Raw genomic sequence first — 19,698 nt, 5'->3', positions numbered from 1 at the left:
TCACGGATTTCACGCGCCGTTGCAATAAACATCAGCGCAGCCCCGCTGCACAAAGACGGCGGCATCGCCTAAAGTCAGGCTCCATGACTCCCGCCAGCTCCCCAGCCAGCCCCGCTCCCGGCGCCATGGCGTCGGCCGCCGCCGATGCCGCCCATCGACAGCCTGCAACCTCCGAGCGCGCACGGCGCCAGGCCGAGGTCGTGGCCGCGCTGGCCCGCCATGTGCCCGCCCACGCCCTGCTGTGGAATGCCGAGGACACCACACCCTATGAATGCGACGGCCTCACGGCCTACCGCCAGCGCCCGCTGGTGGTCTGCCTGCCCGAGACCGAGGTCCAGGTCCAGGCCGTGCTGCGAGCCTGCCACGCCATCCAGGTGCCCGTGATCGCGCGTGGCGCGGGCACCGGGCTGTCGGGCGGTGCCTTGCCCCATCCCATGGGCGTGACGCTGTCGCTGGCCAAGTTCAACAAGATCCTGCAGGTCGATGCGGCCAGCCGGACGGCCGTGGTGCAGTGCGGCGTGCGCAACCTGGCCATCAGCGAAGCCGCCGCGCCCTTCGGCCTGTACTACGCGCCCGATCCCAGCAGCCAGATCGCCTGCACCATCGGCGGCAACGTGGCCGAGAACTCGGGCGGCGTGCACTGCCTCAAGTACGGGCTGACGGTGCACAACGTGCTCAAGGTGCGCGGCTTCACCGTGGAGGGCGAGCCGGTGGAGTTCGGCTCCACGGCGCTGGACACGCCGGGCTTCGACCTGCTGGCCATCCTGGTCGGCAGCGAGGGCATGCTGGCCGTGACCACCGAAGTCACCGTGCGCCTGATCCCCAAGCCCCAGCTGGCGCGCTGCATCATGGCCAGCTTCGACGACGTGCGCAAGGCCGGCGACGCCGTGGCCGCCGTGATCGCGGCCGGCATCATCCCGGCCGGGCTGGAGATGATGGACAAGCCCATGACGGCCGCCGTCGAGGACTTCGTCAAGGCCGGCTACGACCTCACGGCCGAGGCCATCCTGCTGTGCGAGAGCGACGGCACGCCCGAGGAAGTCGAGGAAGAGATCGCCCACATGAGCGAGGTGCTGCGCGGCGCCGGGGCCACGGCCATCACGGTGAGCGAAAGCGAGGCCGAGCGCCTGCGCTTCTGGAGCGGGCGCAAGAACGCCTTTCCCGCCAGCGGGCGCATCAGCCCCGACTACATGTGCATGGACTCCACCATCCCGCGCAAGCGCCTGGCCGACATCCTGCTGGCCATCCAGGAGATGGAAAAGAAATACGGCCTGCGCTGCGCCAACGTCTTCCACGCGGGCGACGGCAACCTGCACCCGCTGATCCTGTTCGATGCCAACGACCCCGACGAGCTGCACCGCTGCGAGCTGTTCGGCGCCGACATCCTGGAGACCAGCGTGGCCATGGGCGGCACGGTCACGGGCGAGCATGGCGTGGGCGTGGAAAAGCTCAACTCCATGTGCACCCAGTTCACCACGGCCGAGAACGACCAGATGTTCGCGCTCAAGGCCGCCTTCGACCCGCAGGCCCTGCTCAACCCCGGCAAGGTGATTCCCACGCTCAACCGCTGCGCCGAGTACGGAAAGATGCTGGTGCGCGGCGGCCAGATCTCACACCCGGAACTGCCGAGATTCTGAGGCGCCGTGCAACGGGCGACGTGCAACGGGCGCGGTGCAACCCGCTGGTCACGGCTGCTGCAGGCAGCGCAGCCACAGCCCATCGAGCGCGCGGGCCAGCGCAGCCTCCTGCCGGGGCACGGCCAGGTCCTCCGCCAGGTCTTCGATCATGGCCTCCAGTGGTACGGCATGGGACAGGGTGCGCATGCCGCATTCCATCGCCAAGGCGGTGTCCAGGTAGGCCACGCGCGCGCCGGCCACGCCCCAGCGCGTGAGTTCGCGCACACGGCCGACCTGGTTCAGCCGCAGGCGCATTGCCTCCAGCCGCTCGGCCAGGGATCTGCGGATGCGCTCCCCTGTCTCGGGCCGGTCCTCCTCCAGTCTGCGCAGCGCCGCCTCCTGCTGCTCTAGCGTGCGCTCCAGTGCCCGCAGAGCCGCCTCGCGCCCCAGCCGGGCTTCGTCGTAGCGCGGCAGGGCTGCGCGCATGCGCTCCAGCGTCTGCTTGCGTTCGCGTGCGTAGACCGGCTCGGCGGGGCGCCCGGAACGCACGCAAGCGTCGGCGGCCAGCACCAGCCGCTGCGGAGCTGCTTCGGCGCCCAGCCCTTGCGGACGGAAGCTGCGGCAGTCTGTCATTTCCTCCAGCATGCGCAGGTCTTCCAGGTGCAGGCGCATGCGTTCCGTGTCCTTCTGCGCCTCAAGCCGATGGCGGCCCAGCATCTCCTGGCGCTGGCGCTCCAGCATCAGCAATTCGCGCCAGCCGCCGCGCAGCCGGGCCTCGAACCGCGCCTGCTCGCCATCGGCCGCTTGCTGCAGCTGCTCGGCATCCTGGCGCAGACGCAGCTGCAGGTATCCATGCGTGCCTGATCTCTCGCAGGTGTACTCGACGATGCGCCCGCCGCTTCCATCGCCCACGCTGCGCCATGCACTGCGCGCGCATGCGTTCCTCTCCTGCAGCACCTGGCCTATCGAGACCCCCGATGCACCGCCCCAGGATGCGGCCTGGACCGCCAGCACATCACCGTCGTCACCGCCGCAACCGCCCAGCACCAGTACAAGGCTCGAGGGCAGCAGCCACACTCGTTGCCAACGCATTTGCTCCCCCGTGCATGTGATTTCCAGATCGATGGTTGATATTAACTATCAATCAAAAAGAGATGTGATTTTTATCAATACTCACATCTCAATCAGACCAATCCCATAGCGTTCGCGCATGCAGGATGCAAAGCAGCGGTTTGCTCAAAAATTACGTGATTCAATGCAGGCCCAGGGCTATGAAGCCAGGCCTGCCGTGCTGGAGCACGAGTTCAATTCCCGTTTCTGGGGCAAGCCCATGTCCCAGCACGGCGTGCGCCTTTGGCTGGTCGGCAAGACCATGCCCAACGCCAAGAAACTCGCTGCGCTGGCCGACTGGCTGCAGGTGCCGCTGGAGGAGTTCCTGCGCTCGCCGCAGCAGGTTCGCGAGGTGCGCGAACCCAAGAGCACCTGGTCCGCAGGCCTGGGCTACGAGGACAACGAGCTGTTCAAGATCTACCTGCGCCTTCCCGTGCCCAAGCGCCGGCTGGCGCGCGACGTGATCCTGGCCATTGCGCGCGCCCATGATGCCGAGGAAGCGGAACGCGCCGCAGGCTCGTAGCCAGGCGGCGCGTCGGGTTTGCATTGATCCGGCACCTGCGGGGCACGGGCCCCGCCTGCGCATCAGCCACCCATGGCGCGCTGGCGTGCATCGCGCTGGGCGGGCGTTTCGTTGATCAGTTCATTGATCACTTCCTGGCGTGTCTTGCCCGCGCCGGTCTGCGGTGCGGGAGCCGGATAGACGCTGGCATTGAAGCGCGAGGTGCCGCCCTGGCGCACGGCTGCCTCGGCGTCGGCAATCACCTGGGCGCGTGTCTTGCTGCTCTTGAAATGCTCGGGGTGGACGACGGCGCCCGCCTCGTTGTTGGCCGGGTGGATGTATCCGGCCGCCGATGCCATGCCGGGCAGCAGCAGCGCTGCCGATGCGGCCAGGCCGGCGATGAGGGTGGCGGGGGTGAAGCGGCGTTGCGACATGATGTGATTCCTTTCAGGCACGTTGGTAATTCGTTCTCCCCACGCCCCGCGATGCGGAACGCCGAGGAGAGGACTCCAATGTAGAAATCACGTGCCCACACCAGCCCCACAGGATGGTGACATTGCTGTCATACAACCGACACAGATGACCGCGATGACCGAGACACTGCGGCGCCTCGGCGCTCGTCACCCCTGGTACTGCGCACGCGCGCGGCCGGGCGCCAGAGGGTCCAGGCGCACGTCCAGCAGGCCCTCGGCATCGCCCGCGATGCGCGCCAGCGTCTGGCCGAAGGGATCGGCGAACTGGCTTTCGCCGCAGAAGGCGTAGCTGTCGCCGGGACCGGCGCGGTTGGCCATGGCGATGTAGCACTGGTTGTCCATGGCGCGCACGGGCACGGCGTGGCGATGGATGTGGCCGTAGGGGTGCATCATCCCGTCCATCAGCACGATCAGGTCCACGCCCTGCACGCCCAGGGCGCGGGCCGGCACCGGAAACTCGATGTCGAAGCAGATCAGCAGTCCTACTCGCAGGCCGCGCCATGTGCAGACGGGCTGGCGATCCCCGGCCTCGAAGACCCCGTGGTCCGAGTCGTAGAGCATGGTCTTGCGGTAGTGCAGCAGCACCTGGCCATCGGCATCGATCAGCAGGCCTGCGTTGAAGTGACGGCCCTGGTCCGCTTCGGCCAGGCCGATGGCGACGGCCACGCCGGCTTGCCGCGCGGCCTCGCGCAGCGCGGTGGCCGAGGGGCCGTCCAGCGGCTCGGCCAGCTGCGCCACGTTGTCGGGCCGGGGAAATCCGCTGATGCAGGTTTCGGGAAAGACCAGCAGGTCGGCCTGACCCGCGCTGGCCCTGATCGTCTTCAGCGTCATCGCCAGGTTGCCGGCAATGTCGCCGTCGCGCAGACGGGGCTGGATGATGCGGATGCGGTGCTCCGTCATGGTGTGCGCTCCTTGAGATGCAAAGGGTGGCTGTCCTGCCGCGGCTGGCAACTGGCGGCCTCCTCGGCCTGCAGATCCAGGTTGCGGGCCAGCACCCAGTAAAGGCTGCCGGCCACGAGAATGCCCGGCAGCCAGGCGAAGTCCACGCCGCCGAGCCGCTGCGCAGCCCAGCCAACGAAGACCGCATGGCCGTCCGTGGCGTCGTGGACGTGGAAGAAAGGCACCATGGCCGCAAAGCCGCCCAGATAGGCGCAGATGCCGCGCCAGCCCCAGGCGCCGTAGATGCCTTGTGGCGTGAAGAAATCGGCGATGGCGTAGCGGCCCTTGCGCACCAGGAAATAGTCCACGAGGTTGACCGCCGTCCATGGCACCAGGAAATACAGCAGCAGCGCCAGGAAGGAGTGCAGCAATGCCACGCCGCTGCCCTGGATGGACAGCACGCACGCGAGGATGGTGGCGCTGATGGCGGCGATGGCGCCGATGCGTGCACCGAGTGTACTGCGTGCGCTGCGTGTGGGGCGCAGGCCGCCCAGCGAATCCGCCGCCGTGAGCACGGTCAGCGCCGCGCTGTAGGTGTTGAGGGCGATGATGGGCACGAAGGCCACGACGGCCAGGGCAGGCAGCAGCCGGTCCGCGCCCGGGAACATGCCGGTGCCGATCCGTCCCAGCGCCGCCAGCGCGTCGCCGGCCTGCAGCCGCTGCGCCATCCACGCGCCCAGCCCGATCATCCAGGCCCCGGACAGCGAGGCGCCCAGGAAGATGGCCGCGATCAGGCGCCGGGGCGCGGTATGGCCCGGCAGGTAGCGCGAATAGTCGGACACATAGGGCGCATAGGAGATGTTGTAGCTGGCCGCGATGGTGAACTGCGCGGCAAAGGCGCTCCATGCGAATCCTGGCAATGGCTCCGGCCGAACGTGCAAGGCGGGCTCGCCCACGCCTGCCAGCAACGCCAGCGTGGCCAGCGCATACAGCGGCAGCGCCAGCATCAGCGCGCAGCGGAAGGCCCTGTGCATCACATCGTGGCCGCAGACCGCCAGCAAGGCGCCTACCGCCACGGCCACGCAGGCCGTGGGCGCTGGCGGCAGGCCGAACACGGCCTGCATGCCCTGCATGATGAGCGAGACGTTGACGACGTTGAACCCCGTGAACACCAGCAGCGTGGCGCACAGCGGCAGGGTGACGCCGCGAAAGCCGAACTGCGCGCGCGACTGGATCATCTGCGGCAGCCCCAGCTGCGGCCCCTGCGCGCCGTGCAGCGCCATGAACAGCGTGCCGAACATGATGCCCAGCGTCCCGGCCAGGGCGCTCCAGGGCGCCGAAAGCCCCAGCGACGGGCCGACGAAGCCGATGGAAAGCGTGAAGAAGTGGAAGTTGCCCAGGAACCAGAACGGCCCCTGGTCGGCGAGCCGCGCATGGCGCTCGCTGTCGGGAATGCAGTCGATGGACCGGCTCTCCACGGCGATGCGGGCACGGCCGTGCTGTCCGCTGGCGGGGCTGTTCATGGCCTTGTCTCCCTCCCGTTGTCCTTGCTGTTGTGGGACAAATTCTAGGCAGGAGCCTGCCGCCGCTCCATGCCTGATGCGCGACGTTCACATCGACTGGAAAAGATGTTTGGCCAGCCGGCCAGCCCCTGGTGCCGAGGCGGCCGGGCATGAAGAAAACCCCGCGCCGCCTGGCTGCCACAGGGCCTGCCAGGCGGCTTGGGGGGGCGTGGGTGGCGTGGGTGGCGTGCTAAGCGGCTGGTGCCGATGCCGTGGGCACTGCGCCTGCGGCGTCCGCTTCCGACGGGTCGTTGCGGTGTACCAGCCGGTACAGCAGCGGCAGCACCAGCAAGGTCAGCAGCGTGGACGACAGGATGCCGCCGATCACCACCGTGGCCAGCGGACGCTGCACCTCGGCGCCCGTGCCCGTGGCAATGGCCATGGGAACGAAGCCCAGCGAGGCGACAAGGGCCGTCATCAGCACGGGGCGCAGCCGGGTGAGCGCGCCCTCGGTCACGGCGTCGGGCACGCTGGCACCCTGTTCGCGCAAGGTTCTGATCCAGGAGATCATGACCAGGCCGTTGAGCACGGCCACGCCCGACAGCGCGATGAAGCCCACCGCCGCCGAGATGGACAGCGGTATGTCGCGCAGCCACAGCGCCAGGATGCCGCCCGTGAGCGCGAACGGAATGCCCGTGAAGACCACCAGCCCGTCGCGCACATTGCCGAACATGGCGAACAGCAGCACGAAGACCATGAGCAGGGCCACGGGCACCACGATCTGCAGGCGGCGCGTGGCCGACTCCAGGTTCTCGAAGGTGCCGCCCCAGCGCGTCCAGTAGCCGGGCGGCAGCGTCAGGCCTTGCAGCTTTTGCTGTGCCTCGCCCACGAAGGAGCCCATGTCGCGCCCGCGCACATTGGCGCTGACCACGATGCGGCGCTTGCCGTCTTCGCGGCTGACCTGGTTGGGGCCGGGCGCGGTCTCGAACGTGGCCACGGCCGACAGCGGCACGAAGCCGATGCGCCCGTCCGCCCCGCGCGGCAGGGCGATGGGCAGGCGGCTCAGGGCCTGCAGGTCGTTGCGCACGGCGTCCGGCAGGCGCACCTGGATGTCGAAGCGCCGGTCGCCCTGGAATACCGTGCCCGCCTCGGTGCCGCCCATGGCGGTGCTGATGGCGTCCTGCACATCGCCCATGTTCAGGCCGTAGCGCGAGGCCTTTTCGCGGTCGATCTGCACGGTGAGCATGGGCAGGCCCGTGGTCTGCTCGACCTTGACCTCGGAGGCGCCCGCAATCTGCTGCAGCATGCCGGCCACGGTCTGGGCGCTTTTCTCCAGCACGGCCATGTCGTCGCCGAAGATCTTCACGGCCACGTCGCTGCGCACGCCCGAGATCAGCTCGTTGAAGCGCAGCTGGATGGGCTGGGAGAACTCGTAGTTGTTGCCCGGGATGCGGTCCACCGACGCCTGCACGGCGGCCAGCAGCTCATCGCGCGGGCGCGCCGGGTCGGGCCACTCGCTGCGGGCTTTCAGCATGATGTAGCCGTCGGAGATGTTGGGCGGCATGGGGTCGGAGGCGATCTCGGCCGTGCCGGTGCGCGCGAACACGCGGTCGATCTCGGGGAACTCCTTCTTGAGCGCCTTCTCGATCTGCATCTGCATTTCCAGCGACTGCGTAAGGCTGGTGCCGGGGATGCGCAGCGCCTGGATGGCGAAGTCCCCCTCGTTGAGGTTGGGCGCGAACTCGCTGCCCAGGCGCGTGGCCAGCAGCAGGCTCAGCGCCACGGCCACGGCGGCGGCCGTGAGCACCACGGCGGGCGCGGCCATGACGCGCGCCAGCACGGGCGCATAGCCGCGGCGTGCCCAGCCCATGAGGCGGTTTTCCTTCTCGGCCACCTTGTCGCCCATGAACAGCGCAATCGCCGCCGGGATGAAGGTGATGGACAGCAGCATGGCGCCGGCCAGCGCGATGACCACCGTGAGCGCCATGGGATGGAACATCTTCCCCTCCACGCCCGTGAGCGCGAAGATGGGCAGGTAGACCACCATGATGATGAGCTGGCCGAACAGCAGCGGGCGGCGCGCTTCCTTCGCGGCGGCGAAGACTTCATGGAAGCGTTCGCTGCGCGTCAGCGACCGTCCTCGCGCCTCCTGCGCATGGGCCAGGCGGCGCACGCAGTTCTCCACGATGACCACGGCCCCGTCGATGATGATGCCGAAGTCCAGCGCCCCCAGGCTCATGAGGTTGGCGCTGACCTTGTAGTGCACCATGCCCGTGAAGGTGAACAGCATGGACAGCGGGATGATCAACGCCGTGATCAGCGCCGCGCGCAGATTGCCCAGGAACAGGAAGAGGATGACCACCACCAGGGCCGCGCCCTCCACCAGGTTCTTCTTGACCGTGGCGATGGCCTTGTCCACCAGGTTGGTGCGGTCGTAGACGGTGATGGCCTTGACGCCCGGGGGCAGGCCCCGGTTGATCTCGGCCATGCGCTGGTCCACGGCGCGCGAGACGGTGCGGCTGTTCTCGCCGATCAGCATGAACACCGTGCCCAGCACCACCTCGCGGCCGTTGTCGGTGGCCGCGCCCGTGCGCAGCTCCTGGCCCAGCCCCACCTCGGCCAGGTCGCGGATGCGGATGGGCTGGCCCTGGGCCGAGCCCACGATGACCTCGCGGATGTCGGCGATGCCGCCGACCTGGCCCGGCGCGCGGATCAGGTACTGCTCGCCCTGGCGCTCGATATAGCCCGCACCCACGTTGCTGTTGTTGCGCTGCAGGGCGGTGACGATGTCGGCCAGCGTGAAGCCGTAGGCCGCCAGCTTCTCGGGCGCGGGCGCCACCAGGTACTCCTTGGCGTAGCCGCCGATGGAGTTGATCTCGGTGACGCCGGGCACGTTGCGCAGCTGCGGCTTGATGACCCAGTCCTGGATCTCGCGCAGGTCCATGGGCGTGTAGGGCGTGCCGTCGGGCTTTTTCGCATCGTCCTCGGCCTCCACGGTCCACAGGTAGATCTCGCCCAGGCCCGTGGAGATGGGGCCCAGCGTGGGCGTGATGCCGGCAGGCAGGCTGTCGCGCGCCTGCTGTATGCGCTCGCCCACCAGCTGCCGTGCGAAGTAGATGTCCGTGCCGTCCTTGAACACCACGGTGACCTGGGACAGGCCGTAGCGCGACAGCGAGCGCGTCTGCTCCAGGTGGGGCAGGCCGGCCATCACCGTCTCTATGGGATAGGTGACGCGCTGCTCGGTCTCCAGCGGCGAGTAGCCGCTGGCCTGGGTGTTGATCTGCACCTGGACATTGGTGATGTCGGGCACGGCGTCGATGGGCAGGCGCTGGTAGTTGTAGATGCCCAGGCCCGCCATGGCCAGCACGGCCAGCAGGACCAGCCAGCGCTGCTCTATGGCGAATCGGATGATGCGTTCAAACATGGAGTTCTCCGTTCATGCCCGCATCAATGGGAGTGCTCGGCCGTGGCCTTGCCCAGCTCGGCCTTGAGCATGAAACTGCCCTCGGCCACGTAGGATTGGCCGGGTTTCAGGCCTTCCAGCACCTCGGTGGTCTTGCCGTCGGCGCGGCCCACGCGCACCGGCTGGGCGCGGAAACCCCCCTGCACGGGCACGAAGACCACGGTCTGCTGCTCCATCTTCTGCAGTGCCTGCGTGGCCACGGCCAGCGGCGCCTGCCGGGACGATGCCGTCAGCTCCACGTTCACGAACAGGCCCGGGCGCCACACGCCGTCGGGGTTGGGCAGGGTGATGCGCGCGGGGGCGGTGCGCGTGTCCTGGCCGATCAGTGCGCCCACATAGGCCACCTCGCCCGTGGCCGAGGAGTCGAAGGCCGTGGCGCGCACCGTGGCCTTCTCGCCCACGCGCACGGCGGGCAGGTCGGGCGCGGCCACGCGCATCTCGGCCCAGACGCTGCGCAGGTCGGAGATGGTGAAGACCTGGGTGGTGTCCTGCACGGCCTCGCCCACGGACAGGTGCTTTTCCACGATCACGCCGTCAAATGGCGCGCGCAGCTCGAAGCGGTTGAGCCCGCCCGCACCACCGCCGGCACCGGCGCCCGTGGCGGCCAGCTTCTGCTGGGCGTTGGAGACGGCGATCTCGGCCTCGCGCAGCGCCTGGCGCGCCTGCAGGTAGTCCTGCTCGGCCGAGACCTTCTCCTCCCACAGCTGCTTTTCACGCGCGTAGGTGGTGCGTGCCAGCTCCAGGCGCTTGCTGGCGGCCAGCAGTTCGCTGCGCTGCTCGGACACGGCGGCGCTGCTGAGCACGGCCAGCAGCTGGCCCTTCTTCACGTTCTGGCCCAGGTTGGCGGGAACGCTCTCGGCAATGCCGGCCACGCGCGGCACGACGTGGGCCGTGCGGTCTTCGTTGAAGCGGATCTCCCCGGGCAGCTGCAGCACGGAGCGCACGGTGGCCGGACCGGCCTCGGCCAGGCGCACGCCGGCCGCCTGCATGCGCTGGGCGTCCATGGCGATCAGGCCTTCGTCGTCGCCGTGGCCGGCTTCTGCAGCCGGTTTGGCGGCAGTTTGGGCCGCAGGTTGGGCGGCAGGCTTGGCCTCGGCTTTTTCCGCCTTGGAGTCTTCATGGTGTTCATCGTCGGCATGGCCTTCATCGTGCTTGTGGCCATCGGCTGCGGCTGCTGCGGCGCCGTGGTGCTCGCCATCGGCATGGCCTGCGGCCTCGCTGTGGCCGTGGCCATGGCTGTCGGCCTTGGCAGCGCCCGGCGTGCCGCTGCGCAGGATCAGCGTGGCGGCCAGCGCGCCCAGGGCCAGGATGACGGCAATGGCCACGAGGGTGCGGCGCGGTCCGAGGGGGGAGGAGGAGGGCTTGGTGTTCATGGTCTGGATGCAATCAGGTTGCTATCGGAATCAGAGGCCGGATTCGGTGCCCAGCAGGCGGTCGATGTCGGCGGCGGCGCGGTGGGTGGCCAGCAGCTGGTCCAGGTACTGGCTGCGCGCCTCGGACCAGGTGCGTTGTGCGTCCAGCACGTCGAGGTAGCCGAACTTGCCCAGCGCAAAACCGCGCGAGGCCAGCTCGTAGGCCGTGCGCGCCGTGGGCAGCACCTCCTCGGCCAACTGGCGCGCCTGCTCGCGGCTGGCCTGCAGCAGCTCGCGCGCCTCGAACAGCTGGGCCTGCAGCTGAACGCGCGTGGCCAGCAACTGCTCCTCGGCCTGGTCGGCCAGGCGCAGGGCCTGCAGCTGGTTGCCCCGGTTGCTGTCGAGCACGGGCAGGGGCACGGAGACGCCGACCACGAGCTGGTTGCGCCCGACCTCGGTGGCGCGCTTGACGCCCAGGCTGACGGTGGGATCGGGCAGGCGCCGCGCACGCTCCAGGTCGGCCGTGGCGCGGCTTTGCTCCAGCGCCTGGCGCGCACGCAGCACGGCGGGAGCCTGTTCGATGCGCTGCTGCAGGGCTGCCAGCTCAGGCAGCTGGGGCAGGGCGTCCACCGCGCCCTCGGCCTGGCCGAAGGGGCGCACTCGCTCGCCCCACAGCGCCTGCAGCTGGCCGCGCGCCACGCGCAGGCCCGAGCGGGCCTGGGCCTGCTCCAGGCGGGCGCCGGATTCGGCCACGCGGGCCCGGGTTTCCTCCAGCGGCGCCACCTTGCCGGCGGCCACGCGGCGGGCTGCGGCCTCGCGCGCGCTGCTGGCGATCTCCAGCGTCTGCCCGGCCAGGACCACGCGCTGCTGCGCAGCCAGCACGCCGAAGAAGGCCGTGCCCACGTCGGCGCGCAGCGCAGCCTCGGCCCCCGCCAGCTCGGCCTGCGCCAGGTCGCGCCCGCGCTCGGCCACGCGCATGCGGGCCTCGCGCTTGCCGCCCACTTCCAGGGTCTGGTTCAGCTGCACGGTCAGTGTGCGGGTGCTGCGGCGCGTGTCCTCCTGCGACCAGGCCAGCTCGGGGTTGGGCCGGGCACGGCTTTGGAGCACGGCGCCATCGCTGGCCTCCAGCGCACGGCGGGCCGCACGCAGGCCGGGGTTGCCGTCCAGCGCCAGGGCCAGGGCCTGCTGCAGGTCCAGCGGCGGGCCGGCCGGTGGGGACTCGGTAACAGCGGCTGCAGATGGCGCAGCCGCATCGGCAGGCTCGCCCGCCTGCACGGCGCCGCAAGCGGTCAGCACGGCCATCACCAGCAGGGCGCGCGGCCCGGGCCAGGCGCTCCATGGTGCGTGGGAAGCCGTCCTCGACGGAAAGGACGAAGGGAAAGACATACACGGACTCCTTGCCCGCGCGCAGGTCAGGCCTGATCGTTCATCAGCCGGTCAGGCCGCTGCGGCGGGCGCGCACGGCCCATGGCCGCTGAGCGCGAGGGGATTTCAGGGGAATGCCGGTCCGGGGCAGAAACAGGGCCATGCCCGGCCGGCGGCTGCAGGGGGCGTCAGCCCTGCCAGCGGGGCCGATCGGGGCGCAGCAGCACGGCCGAGGCATGGCGGCGCAGCGGCTCGGCGAATGGCATGGGGGGAGGCGCCACCGGCGCGGCCTTGGCGTAGTGGGTGGCGACGGCCACCCAGGCATGGCACATGGAGCAATCGACGCTGAGCGACGACGGCTGGCCCTGGTCTGCCTTCTTTGCCGGTTGCCCCGGTTCGGCGCCAGCGCCCGGATCTGCGTTGGCATGGCGCTCGGCGCCCATGCCATGCAGGCTCACGCCGTGGACATGGTGGCCGAAGTGCCGGGTCTCATGCCCGTCATGCCGGCACAGCGCAGCGGCCGCCATCCAGCTCCACTGGAACAGCAGCGCGATCACGAGGACGGCGAGGGCGGCGAGACGGGGCCGGGTCATGGAGGAGGGCATGGGGCAGGTGGGGATTGTCGTGCATGGCGTTTGCCCACAACCACGACTCCCCCAAGCCGGCGAGTCTAGGGCCGTGCGGCGACCTGGGGCTGTCGGGCACATGACAAATTTGTCATCTTGGCAAACCATGCCCTTCCCCGACAATGCTCGGCATGAAAGTCCTGGTCATCGAAGACGAAATCAAGCTGGCCGACTACCTCCGCAAGGGCCTGACCGAGGAGGGGTTCGTGGTCGATGTCGCGCACGACGGCATCGACGGCCTGCACCTGGCCACGGAGCTGGCCTACGACCTCATCGTGCTCGACGGCATGCTGCCCGGCATCGACGGCCTGGCCGTGCTGGCGGCGCTGCGCCAGTCGCGCCAGACGCCGGTGCTGATGCTGACGGCGCGCGGCCAGGTGGAGGACCGCGTGCGCGGCCTGCAGGGCGGCGCCGACGACTACCTGGTCAAGCCCTTTGCCTTCTCCGAACTGGTGGCGCGCATGCATGTGCTGCTGCGCCGCAGTGTCGGCACGGCGCATCCGGCGGCCGAGGCCACCATGCTGCGCATGGCCGACCTGGAGCTGGACCTGATCCGCCGACGCGCCACGCGCGCCGGCCAGCGCCTGGACCTCACGGCCAAGGAATTCAACCTGCTGAGCCTGCTGCTGCGCCGCCAGGGCGAGGTGCTGTCGCGCACCGAGCTGGCCTCCCAGGTCTGGGACATGAACTTCGACAGCGAGACCAACGTGGTCGAGGTCGCCGTGCGCCGCCTGCGCCTGAAGCTGGACCAACCCTTCGAGCAGCCGCTGCTGCACACGGTGCGCGGCATGGGCTATGTGCTGGAGTCGCGCGCACCGTGAACGCCAAGGCCCCCGCCGACATTCCCCACCTGGGCCGGCGCCTGTCGCGCTGGCTGGCGCTGCAGACCATGCTGGGCCTGGGCCTGGTGTGCGCGGCCGTCTACGGGGTGGCCTCGATGACGCTGGAGCAGCACCAGCACGAGACGCTGGACCTCAAGCAGCAGGCCGTGCTGCACCTGATGACGGAAAGCCGCAGCGCCCACAACGAGGCCGGTCTGGCCCACATGCTGGACGACTTTCTCACGGGCCTGGACGAGATGTCGCTGCGCATCACCGACCTGCAGGGCCGCGTGATCTACGAGCGCCTGCGCATTCCCAAGACGCCGGGCCGCACGCTGCAGCGCAGCTTCGAGGTGGTGCTGGCCGACAGTGGCCAGCATGCACAGGCCCAGCTCACCCTGGACCGCGCCGACGATGACCGGCAGCTGTCCCTGCTGGCCTGGACGCTGGCCCTGGCCGCCGTGGGCGGCGCGCTGCTGGTGTCGTTGACCGGCATCTGGCTGGTGCGCCTGGGCCTGGCGCCGCTGCGCGAACTGACCGAGCAGACGCGCAAGCTGTCGGCCCAGGACCTGCAGCGGCGCCTGGACGACAGCGGACAGCCGCAGGAGTTGCGCCCGCTGATCGCGCAATTCAACGCCCTGCTGGAACGGCTGGCCGTGGCCTACCGGCAGATGGAGGCCTTCAACGCCGACGTGGCCCATGAGCTGAACACGCCGCTGACCACGCTGATCAGCAGCTGCGAGCTGGCCCTGCGCAAGCCGCGCAGCGAGGCCGAGCTGCGCGAGGTGCTGGCTTCCAACCTGGAGGACCTGCGGCGCATGGCCGGCATCGTGGCCGACATGCTGTTTCTCTCGCAGGCCGACCGGGGCCAGGGCGCGCGCCTGGCGCCCTGGGCCAGCCTGGCCGCGCTGGCCCATGAGGTCATCGACTTCCACGAGGCCGCGCTGCAGGAGGCCGACCTGCAGGTCGTCGTCCAGGGCGACGCGGCCGCCGAGGTCGATGCGCGGCTGCTGCGCCGGGCGCTGTCCAACCTGCTGGGCAATGCCACACGCTATGCACAGCGCGGCTCCACCATCACCGTGCAGATAGGCGCACGGCCCTGTGCCCACCACGGCGGCGCCGGTGATGTGGCGCTGGCGGTGCTCAACCGGGGCCCGACCATAGCTCCCGCCGACCTGCCGCGCCTGTTCGACCGCTTCTACCGGGCCGACGCCGCGCGCAGCCAGGCCGACCGCAACCATGGCCTGGGCCTGGCCATCGTGGCCGCCATCGCGCGCATGCATGGCGGGCGCTGCTTTGCCGAGTCCGAAGGCGGCTTCACGCGCATCGGCCTGGAACTGCCCGACAGCCCGAGCCCGCCGCGCGATTCCCCGGCCTGAACACAGGCACCGGAGCGGCGGCACAATGGCGCCCCATGACGCAAGACGCCCCCTCCTCCTACGCAACGCTGCTGGCCGAAGGCAATGCCCTGGTGGCCCAGGCACAGCGGGCCGCCACCCAGGATTTCGCCCAGGCCCGGGCGCTGTGGCAGCAGGCCGGCAAGCAGTTCTACCTGGCCCACAAGGCCGACCCCGACCAGGCCGAGGGCGCGTTTCGCCTGGCCCAGGCCTGGATGGCCGAAGCCCATGCGCTGCAAAAGGAAGAATCGCCAGACGCCGTGGTGATGTGGCGCAACGCCGCCGCGCAATGCGAGCTGGCGTTCGACCTGGAACCCGAAAACGGCCGCCTGGCCATGACGGCCGCCAGCTGCCACATGTTCGGCGGCCAGCATGACGCGGCCAAGGCCTGGCAGCAGATCGGCCAGCACCTGCTGCCGCCGGCGCCCGAAGGCGACGGCGCCTGAGGCCAGGCTACAGCGCGATCAGCTTGAACACGGCCCGCGCCGTGCACACGGCCTGGCCCGCGCTGTCCAGCACATTGCCCTCGCAGAACACGGTGCGCGCGCCTGCGCGCAGCACGCGCGCCTCGATCAGCAGGTCGGTGGTGGCCGAGGCGAGGAAATGCGTGCTCATCTCGATGGTCACCACGCCCAGCCCCAGCGGGTTGGACGAGCGCGCGGCCGCGCTCAGCGTGAAGTCCAGCGCGCTCATCAGCGCGCCGCCATGGCCATGCCCCCGGCTGTTGGCCAGGTGCGGGCGCATGGGCAGCCGCGTGCGCGCCAGGCCGGGCGCCAGGCTCACGGGCTCCAGGCCGATATGGGACATGAAGGGCACGTCGATGCCGAAGTAGCCGCGCGCCAGCGCGGCGGCCTCCAGGTCCGGGGCGGTGGAGATTCCAACGGCGTTCATCCGATCTCCGCAATCGCCTGGCCTTCGGCCACCGGCTCGCCCACGGCCACGAGCATGCGGCGCACGACGCCTGCCACCTCGCTTTCCACGGGAATCTCCATCTTCATGGACTCCACGATGATGAGGGTGTCGCCCAGGGCGACGGTGCCGCCTTCGGCGGCTTCCACAGCGGCCACGAGGCCGGCGATGGGGCTTGTGATCATGTTCGGGGTGGTGGTCATGGGTAGGGCTTTCAAAGGTGGGACAGCACGCGCTGGGCGATGCCGGTGTCGATGCACAGGTCCAGGAAATCGGCGTGACCCAGGATGCGTTCGATGAAGGGGATATTGGTCTTCACGCCCTCGATGCGGGTCTGCGCCAGTGCCTGGCGCAGCCGTGCGATGGCCTGGGCGCGGTCGCTGCCATGGGCCACGAGCTTGGCGACCATGGGGTCGTAGAAGGGCGTGACGCTGCAGCCCTGGGCATAGCCGGTCTCCACGCGCAGGCCTTCGCCCTGGGGCATCTCGAAGCGGTCCAGGCGCCCTGGCGAGGGCAGGAAGCGCACGGGGTCTTCGGCATAGATGCGCGCCTCGATGGCATGGCCGCTGGCCACGGGTTCGGCGGGCAGCACATCCCGCATGCGCTCGCCGGCGGCCAGGCGGATCTGGGCCTCGACGATGTCGATGCCCGTGATCTCCTCGGTCACCGCATGCTCGACCTGCAGCCGCGTGTTCATCTCCAGGAAGACAAAGCCGTGCTGCGGCGTGTAGAGCATCTCCACGGTGCCGATCACGTCATAGCCCGTGCGCGCCAGCAGGCCGGCCAGCAGTTGCCGCATGTCGGCCAGGGCCTGCGCGGGAATGCCTGCGGGGCGGGCCTCTTCCACCACCTTCTGGTGGCGGCGCTGCACCGAGCAGTCGCGCTCGAACAGCACGCGCACCTCGCCATGGCGGTCGGCCAGCACCTGGAACTCGATGTGGCGCGGCGCCTCGATCAGCTTTTCCAGGTACAGCTCGGCCGTGCCGAAGTACTTGGCGGCAATGCCGCTGGCCTTGGACCAGGCGGCCTCCAGCTGCGGTGCATCGTGCGCGGGCAGCATGCCGATGCCGCCGCCCCCGCCTGCGGGTTTGACCAGCACGGGAAAGCCGATGCGCGCCGCCTCCGCCTGCGCCTCCTGCAGGCTGTGCAGCACGGCCGAGCTGGCCGCCTGCGGCATGCCCTGGGCGGCCATGAAGGCCCGTGCCTGGGTCTTGTGGCCCAGCGTGCGTATCCAGTGCGGCGAGGGGCCGATGAAGCACAGGCCCTGGCGCTGCACGGCCTCGGCGAACTCCGCGTTCTCGGAGAGAAAGCCGTAGCCCGGGTGCACGGCATCGGCCCCCGTCTCGCGCGCCACCTGCAGCAGCCGCGCCTGGTCCAGATAGCTTTGCGCGGCGGGCGCAGGGCCTATGCACACGGCCTGGTCGGCAGCGCGCACATAGGGCAGGCCGGCATCGGCCTCGGAGTACACGGCCACGGATTCAAGGCCCATGCGCCGCAGCGTGCGGATCACGCGCGCGGCCACGGCGCCCCGGTTGGCGACCAGCACGCGGCGGATGGGGTGCGGGGCGCCGCTCATGCCGCCTCCGAGGACGCCGTTGGCGCGGCGGCCACGGCCACCACCGCATCGACGATGACCGGCGCCTGCGCGCCGCGCGCCACAAGCACGGGATTGGCATCGACCGACTGCACGCGCCCGCCCTGGGCCAGCATCCAGTCGCCCAGCCGCACCATCATGGCGGCCACGGCGTCCAGCTCCACGGCCGGCATGCCGCGCACGGCCGCAAAGGCCGGGGCGATGGACAGGCGCGCAAGGGCATCCTGCGCCTGCCGCGCACTGAAGGGAGCCACGAGGAATTGCACGTCCCTGAGCGCCTCCACCAGCACGCCGCCCTGGCCGACCATGACCACCACGCCGAATTCGGCATCCACATGGGCACCCAGCGCCAGCTCGAAGTCGGCCCTGTGCTGGGCGCCCAGCAGCAGGCCGCCATCGGCCGCGCCCAGGCGGGCCAGCGTGGCGGCGAAGTCGCCAAAGGCCTGCAGCGCCTGCTCCGCCTCGCGGATGTTCAGCCGCACCAGGCCATGCTCGGACTTGTGCGAGAGATCGGCGGACACGCCCTTGGCCACCAGGGGCCGTGGCAGGGACTCGATGGCGGCGCGCACCTCGTCCTCGTTCCTGCAGACCAGATGGCGCATCACCGGCAGGCCGGCGCGGGCCAGCTCGGACAGGCTGGAGGGCTCGTCAAGCGTGAGGGAGCGGGAGGCCGCCACCGGCACCGATGCCTCGGCAGACGGCGCCTGTGCCTGCCTGCCACCGGCCTGCTCGGCCAGCAGCGCCAGGCCGCGCATGGCGGCGCGTTCGCTCCAGAAGGTGGGCACGCCCTGGTCCTGGAAGGCCTGGGCCACCCAGTCCTGGTTGACGCTGACCGCAATGGGCACGCCGGTGTCGCGCGCAAAGCGGCTGGCCTGGCCCGCGAAGTCGGCGAAGTCATAGCCCTCGCCGCCGATCGGGAAGCCCACGTGCACCAGATCGGCGGCACCGCTGCCCGACAAGGCCCGCAGCGTGTCGCCAAAGGTCTGCGGCCTGCCCAGCAGGGCCGTGGTCATGTCGATGGGATTGCGCGCCGTGACATAGGACGGCAGGGCCTGGGACAGGCCGTCCAGCGTGGCGGCATCGAACGGCTCCAGGGCCAGGCCGTATTCCTCGGCCGCGTCGGCCGACAGCACGCAGGTGGCGCCCGAATTGCTGATGCTGACCACGCGGCGACCGCGCGGCGCGGGCTGGGACAGGAACAGCGGCGCGTAGTCGATCAACTCGCGGAAGTCGGCCAGGCGCGGTATGCCGTGCTGGCGCAGGAAGGCATCGGCCAGCGCGTCCTCGGCCGCCAGCGCGCCCGTGTGCGAGCTGGCCGTGGCCTGGCCTGCGCGCGTGCGGCCGGCCTTCACGGCCAGGATGGTGACGCCGCGCGCATGCGCCAGGCGCGCGGCCTCGGCCAGCCAGGCGCTTTGCCTGAGCGTCTCGATGTAGAGCACGACCAGGCGGATGCCTTCGTCCTCGACCACGGCGCGCACGGCTTCGGCTGCGCAGACATCGGCCTCGTTGCCCGTGGACAGCATGTAGCGCACGCCGATGCCCGCGCGGCGCAGGCCGCCGTAGAGAATGGCCGCGCCCGCACCGCTCTGGCTGACGATGGCCACGGGGCCGTCGGCCGGCGCGTTCTCGTTGATCATGGTCGAGAAGTTGAGGATGGCGCCCGTGGCGAAGTTGGCCACGCCCTGGCAGTTGGGGCCGAACAGGCGCAGCCCGCCGCCTGGCGCCCGGCGCGCCCGCGCCACCAGGTCGGCCTGCTGCCGGCGACCCTCCTCGCCCAGCTCCGCAAAGCCCGAGGAATAGATCACGGCCAGGCGCGCGCCCACGGCCACGCAGTCGTCGATGGCGGCGGCCACATCCTCGCCGGGCAGGCTGATGACCACGGCATCGGGCGCCTCGGGCAGCGCGCGCAGCGAGGGGTAGGCGGCCAGGCCCTGGACCTCGGCGCGCTTGGGATTGACGGGCAGGATGCGGCCTGCGAAACCATGGCGCCGCAGGTAGTCGATGGGCCGGCCACCGGCCTTGATGGGGTTGTCGGATGCGCCGAGGATGGCGACGGAGCGGGGGTTCAGTGCTTGCAACAGAGACATGC

The 19,698-nt window shown here is 70.2% G+C and carries 17 protein-coding genes; 5 read left to right on the top strand and 12 right to left on the bottom strand.

Translation table 11 applies throughout. The features are described from left to right. The first annotated feature begins 125 nt into the window (after positions 1 to 125). Positions 126 to 1,637: an FAD-linked oxidase C-terminal domain-containing protein gene (locus A4F85_RS18680; RefSeq protein WP_063327416.1), complete on the top strand. Its 1,512-nt coding sequence runs from the start codon at positions 126 to 128 to the stop codon at positions 1,635 to 1,637. A 48-nt stretch (positions 1,638 to 1,685) separates the two neighbouring features. Here the strand turns inward: A4F85_RS18680 and A4F85_RS18675 are convergent, their stop codons facing one another. After that, positions 1,686 to 2,708: a hypothetical protein gene (locus A4F85_RS18675; RefSeq protein WP_063327415.1), complete on the bottom strand. Its 1,023-nt coding sequence runs from the start codon at positions 2,706 to 2,708 to the stop codon at positions 1,686 to 1,688. 118 nt (positions 2,709 to 2,826) lie between these two features. On the opposite strand from A4F85_RS18675, the gene A4F85_RS18670 reads away from it, so the two are divergent. Continuing rightward, positions 2,827 to 3,249 (top strand): hypothetical protein, encoded by a 423-nt coding sequence (locus A4F85_RS18670; RefSeq protein ID WP_063327414.1) that lies wholly within the window; start codon positions 2,827 to 2,829, stop codon positions 3,247 to 3,249. 62 nt (positions 3,250 to 3,311) lie between these two features. On the opposite strand, the gene A4F85_RS18665 is transcribed toward A4F85_RS18670, so the two are convergent. The 7 genes from A4F85_RS18665 to A4F85_RS18635 form a co-directional block, all read right to left on the bottom strand. After that, positions 3,312 to 3,662 carry a DUF4148 domain-containing protein gene (locus tag A4F85_RS18665; protein ID WP_012203017.1) on the bottom strand — a complete coding sequence of 117 codons (351 nt, stop codon included), beginning with the start codon at positions 3,660 to 3,662 and terminating at the stop codon, positions 3,312 to 3,314. Between the two features lie 186 nt (positions 3,663 to 3,848). Further along, on the bottom strand, positions 3,849 to 4,601 hold the full coding sequence (locus A4F85_RS18660; RefSeq protein ID WP_063327413.1) for a carbon-nitrogen hydrolase family protein: 753 nt from the start codon (positions 4,599 to 4,601) through the stop codon (positions 3,849 to 3,851). After that, on the bottom strand, positions 4,598 to 6,103 hold the full coding sequence (locus A4F85_RS18655) for a purine-cytosine permease family protein (protein WP_063327412.1): 1,506 nt from the start codon (positions 6,101 to 6,103) through the stop codon (positions 4,598 to 4,600). The genes A4F85_RS18660 and A4F85_RS18655 overlap by 4 nt, the downstream gene beginning before the upstream one ends. 229 nt (positions 6,104 to 6,332) lie before the next feature. Then, positions 6,333 to 9,506, bottom strand: coding sequence for an efflux RND transporter permease subunit (locus tag A4F85_RS18650; protein WP_063327411.1), 3,174 nt, complete (start codon positions 9,504 to 9,506; stop codon positions 6,333 to 6,335). A gap of 23 nt (positions 9,507 to 9,529) precedes the next feature. Continuing rightward, positions 9,530 to 10,918: an efflux RND transporter periplasmic adaptor subunit gene (locus A4F85_RS18645; protein WP_063327410.1), complete on the bottom strand. Its 1,389-nt coding sequence runs from the start codon at positions 10,916 to 10,918 to the stop codon at positions 9,530 to 9,532. Between the two features lie 30 nt (positions 10,919 to 10,948). Then, positions 10,949 to 12,283 carry a TolC family protein gene (locus A4F85_RS18640; RefSeq protein WP_063327409.1) on the bottom strand — a complete coding sequence of 445 codons (1,335 nt, stop codon included), beginning with the start codon at positions 12,281 to 12,283 and terminating at the stop codon, positions 10,949 to 10,951. Positions 12,284 to 12,450: 167 nt separating this feature from the next. Beyond that, positions 12,451 to 12,855, bottom strand: a complete 405-nt coding sequence (locus A4F85_RS18635) for a hypothetical protein (protein ID WP_063328026.1) — start codon at positions 12,853 to 12,855, stop codon at positions 12,451 to 12,453. A gap of 164 nt (positions 12,856 to 13,019) precedes the next feature. Between A4F85_RS18635 and A4F85_RS18630 the strand changes: the two genes are divergently transcribed. From A4F85_RS18630 to A4F85_RS18620, 3 genes are read left to right on the top strand one after another with little or no spacing between them, the layout of a single operon-like run. Continuing rightward, positions 13,020 to 13,709 carry a heavy metal response regulator transcription factor gene (locus A4F85_RS18630; protein ID WP_169807217.1) on the top strand — a complete coding sequence of 230 codons (690 nt, stop codon included), beginning with the start codon at positions 13,020 to 13,022 and terminating at the stop codon, positions 13,707 to 13,709. Further along, the gene (locus tag A4F85_RS18625) at positions 13,706 to 15,088 is read left to right on the top strand and encodes a heavy metal sensor histidine kinase (protein ID WP_063327408.1); all 1,383 of its coding nucleotides are present in this window, start codon (positions 13,706 to 13,708) and stop codon (positions 15,086 to 15,088) included. Before A4F85_RS18630 ends, A4F85_RS18625 begins: the two co-directional genes overlap by 4 nt. Before the next feature lie 35 nt (positions 15,089 to 15,123). Further along, entirely contained in the window at positions 15,124 to 15,552 is a 429-nt protein-coding gene (locus A4F85_RS18620; protein WP_013804407.1) for a hypothetical protein, read from the top strand. Between the two features lie 7 nt (positions 15,553 to 15,559). Here A4F85_RS18620 and A4F85_RS18615 read toward each other — a convergent pair whose 3' ends face one another. Genes A4F85_RS18615 through A4F85_RS18600 form a run of 4 tightly spaced genes read right to left on the bottom strand, consistent with a single transcriptional unit; the run spans position 15,560 to position 19,696 of the window. After that, a complete protein-coding gene (locus tag A4F85_RS18615) occupies positions 15,560 to 15,997 on the bottom strand; it encodes a PaaI family thioesterase (RefSeq protein WP_012203025.1) in 438 nt (145 codons plus the stop codon). After that, positions 15,994 to 16,218, bottom strand: a complete 225-nt coding sequence (locus A4F85_RS18610) for an acetyl-CoA carboxylase biotin carboxyl carrier protein subunit (RefSeq protein ID WP_012203026.1) — start codon at positions 16,216 to 16,218, stop codon at positions 15,994 to 15,996. Before A4F85_RS18610 ends, A4F85_RS18615 begins: the two co-directional genes overlap by 4 nt. Positions 16,219 to 16,229: 11 nt before the next feature. Continuing rightward, positions 16,230 to 17,591: an acetyl-CoA carboxylase biotin carboxylase subunit gene (locus A4F85_RS18605; protein ID WP_063327407.1), complete on the bottom strand. Its 1,362-nt coding sequence runs from the start codon at positions 17,589 to 17,591 to the stop codon at positions 16,230 to 16,232. Then, positions 17,588 to 19,696 (bottom strand): acetate--CoA ligase family protein, encoded by a 2,109-nt coding sequence (locus tag A4F85_RS18600; RefSeq protein ID WP_063327406.1) that lies wholly within the window; start codon positions 19,694 to 19,696, stop codon positions 17,588 to 17,590. The genes A4F85_RS18605 and A4F85_RS18600 overlap by 4 nt, the downstream gene beginning before the upstream one ends. Positions 19,697 to 19,698 lie beyond the last annotated feature (2 nt).

The organism is Delftia sp. GW456-R20 (assembly GCF_001622915.1).
GTDB classification, from domain to species: Bacteria; Pseudomonadota; Gammaproteobacteria; order Burkholderiales; family Burkholderiaceae_C; genus Comamonas; species Comamonas acidovorans.
The sequence above is the reverse complement of the archived record's forward strand: the minus strand, read 5'-3'. Positions and strand labels throughout refer to the sequence as shown.

Excerpts from the sequence above, each read along its gene's own strand:
- A4F85_RS18645 (WP_063327410.1), bottom strand. The coding sequence starts at position 10,918 with ATGAACACCAAGCCCTCCTCCTCCCCCCTCGGACCGCGCCGCACCCTC.
- A4F85_RS18630 (WP_169807217.1), top strand. The coding sequence starts at position 13,020 with ATGAAAGTCCTGGTCATCGAAGACGAAATCAAGCTGGCCGACTACCTC.
- A4F85_RS18620 (WP_013804407.1), top strand. The coding sequence starts at position 15,124 with ATGACGCAAGACGCCCCCTCCTCCTACGCAACGCTGCTGGCCGAAGGC.
- A4F85_RS18635 (WP_063328026.1), bottom strand. The coding sequence starts at position 12,855 with ATGACCCGGCCCCGTCTCGCCGCCCTCGCCGTCCTCGTGATCGCGCTG.
- A4F85_RS18640 (WP_063327409.1), bottom strand. The coding sequence starts at position 12,283 with ATGTCTTTCCCTTCGTCCTTTCCGTCGAGGACGGCTTCCCACGCACCA.
- A4F85_RS18665 (WP_012203017.1), bottom strand. The coding sequence starts at position 3,662 with ATGTCGCAACGCCGCTTCACCCCCGCCACCCTCATCGCCGGCCTGGCC.
- A4F85_RS18615 (WP_012203025.1), bottom strand. The coding sequence starts at position 15,997 with ATGAACGCCGTTGGAATCTCCACCGCCCCGGACCTGGAGGCCGCCGCG.
- A4F85_RS18650 (WP_063327411.1), bottom strand. The coding sequence starts at position 9,506 with ATGTTTGAACGCATCATCCGATTCGCCATAGAGCAGCGCTGGCTGGTC.
- A4F85_RS18660 (WP_063327413.1), bottom strand. The coding sequence starts at position 4,601 with ATGACGGAGCACCGCATCCGCATCATCCAGCCCCGTCTGCGCGACGGC.
- A4F85_RS18670 (WP_063327414.1), top strand. The coding sequence starts at position 2,827 with ATGCAGGATGCAAAGCAGCGGTTTGCTCAAAAATTACGTGATTCAATG.
- A4F85_RS18600 (WP_063327406.1), bottom strand. The coding sequence starts at position 19,696 with ATGTCTCTGTTGCAAGCACTGAACCCCCGCTCCGTCGCCATCCTCGGC.
- A4F85_RS18655 (WP_063327412.1), bottom strand. The coding sequence starts at position 6,103 with ATGAACAGCCCCGCCAGCGGACAGCACGGCCGTGCCCGCATCGCCGTG.
- A4F85_RS18610 (WP_012203026.1), bottom strand. The coding sequence starts at position 16,218 with ATGACCACCACCCCGAACATGATCACAAGCCCCATCGCCGGCCTCGTG.
- A4F85_RS18675 (WP_063327415.1), bottom strand. The coding sequence starts at position 2,708 with ATGCGTTGGCAACGAGTGTGGCTGCTGCCCTCGAGCCTTGTACTGGTG.
- A4F85_RS18605 (WP_063327407.1), bottom strand. The coding sequence starts at position 17,591 with ATGAGCGGCGCCCCGCACCCCATCCGCCGCGTGCTGGTCGCCAACCGG.
- A4F85_RS18680 (WP_063327416.1), top strand. The coding sequence starts at position 126 with ATGGCGTCGGCCGCCGCCGATGCCGCCCATCGACAGCCTGCAACCTCC.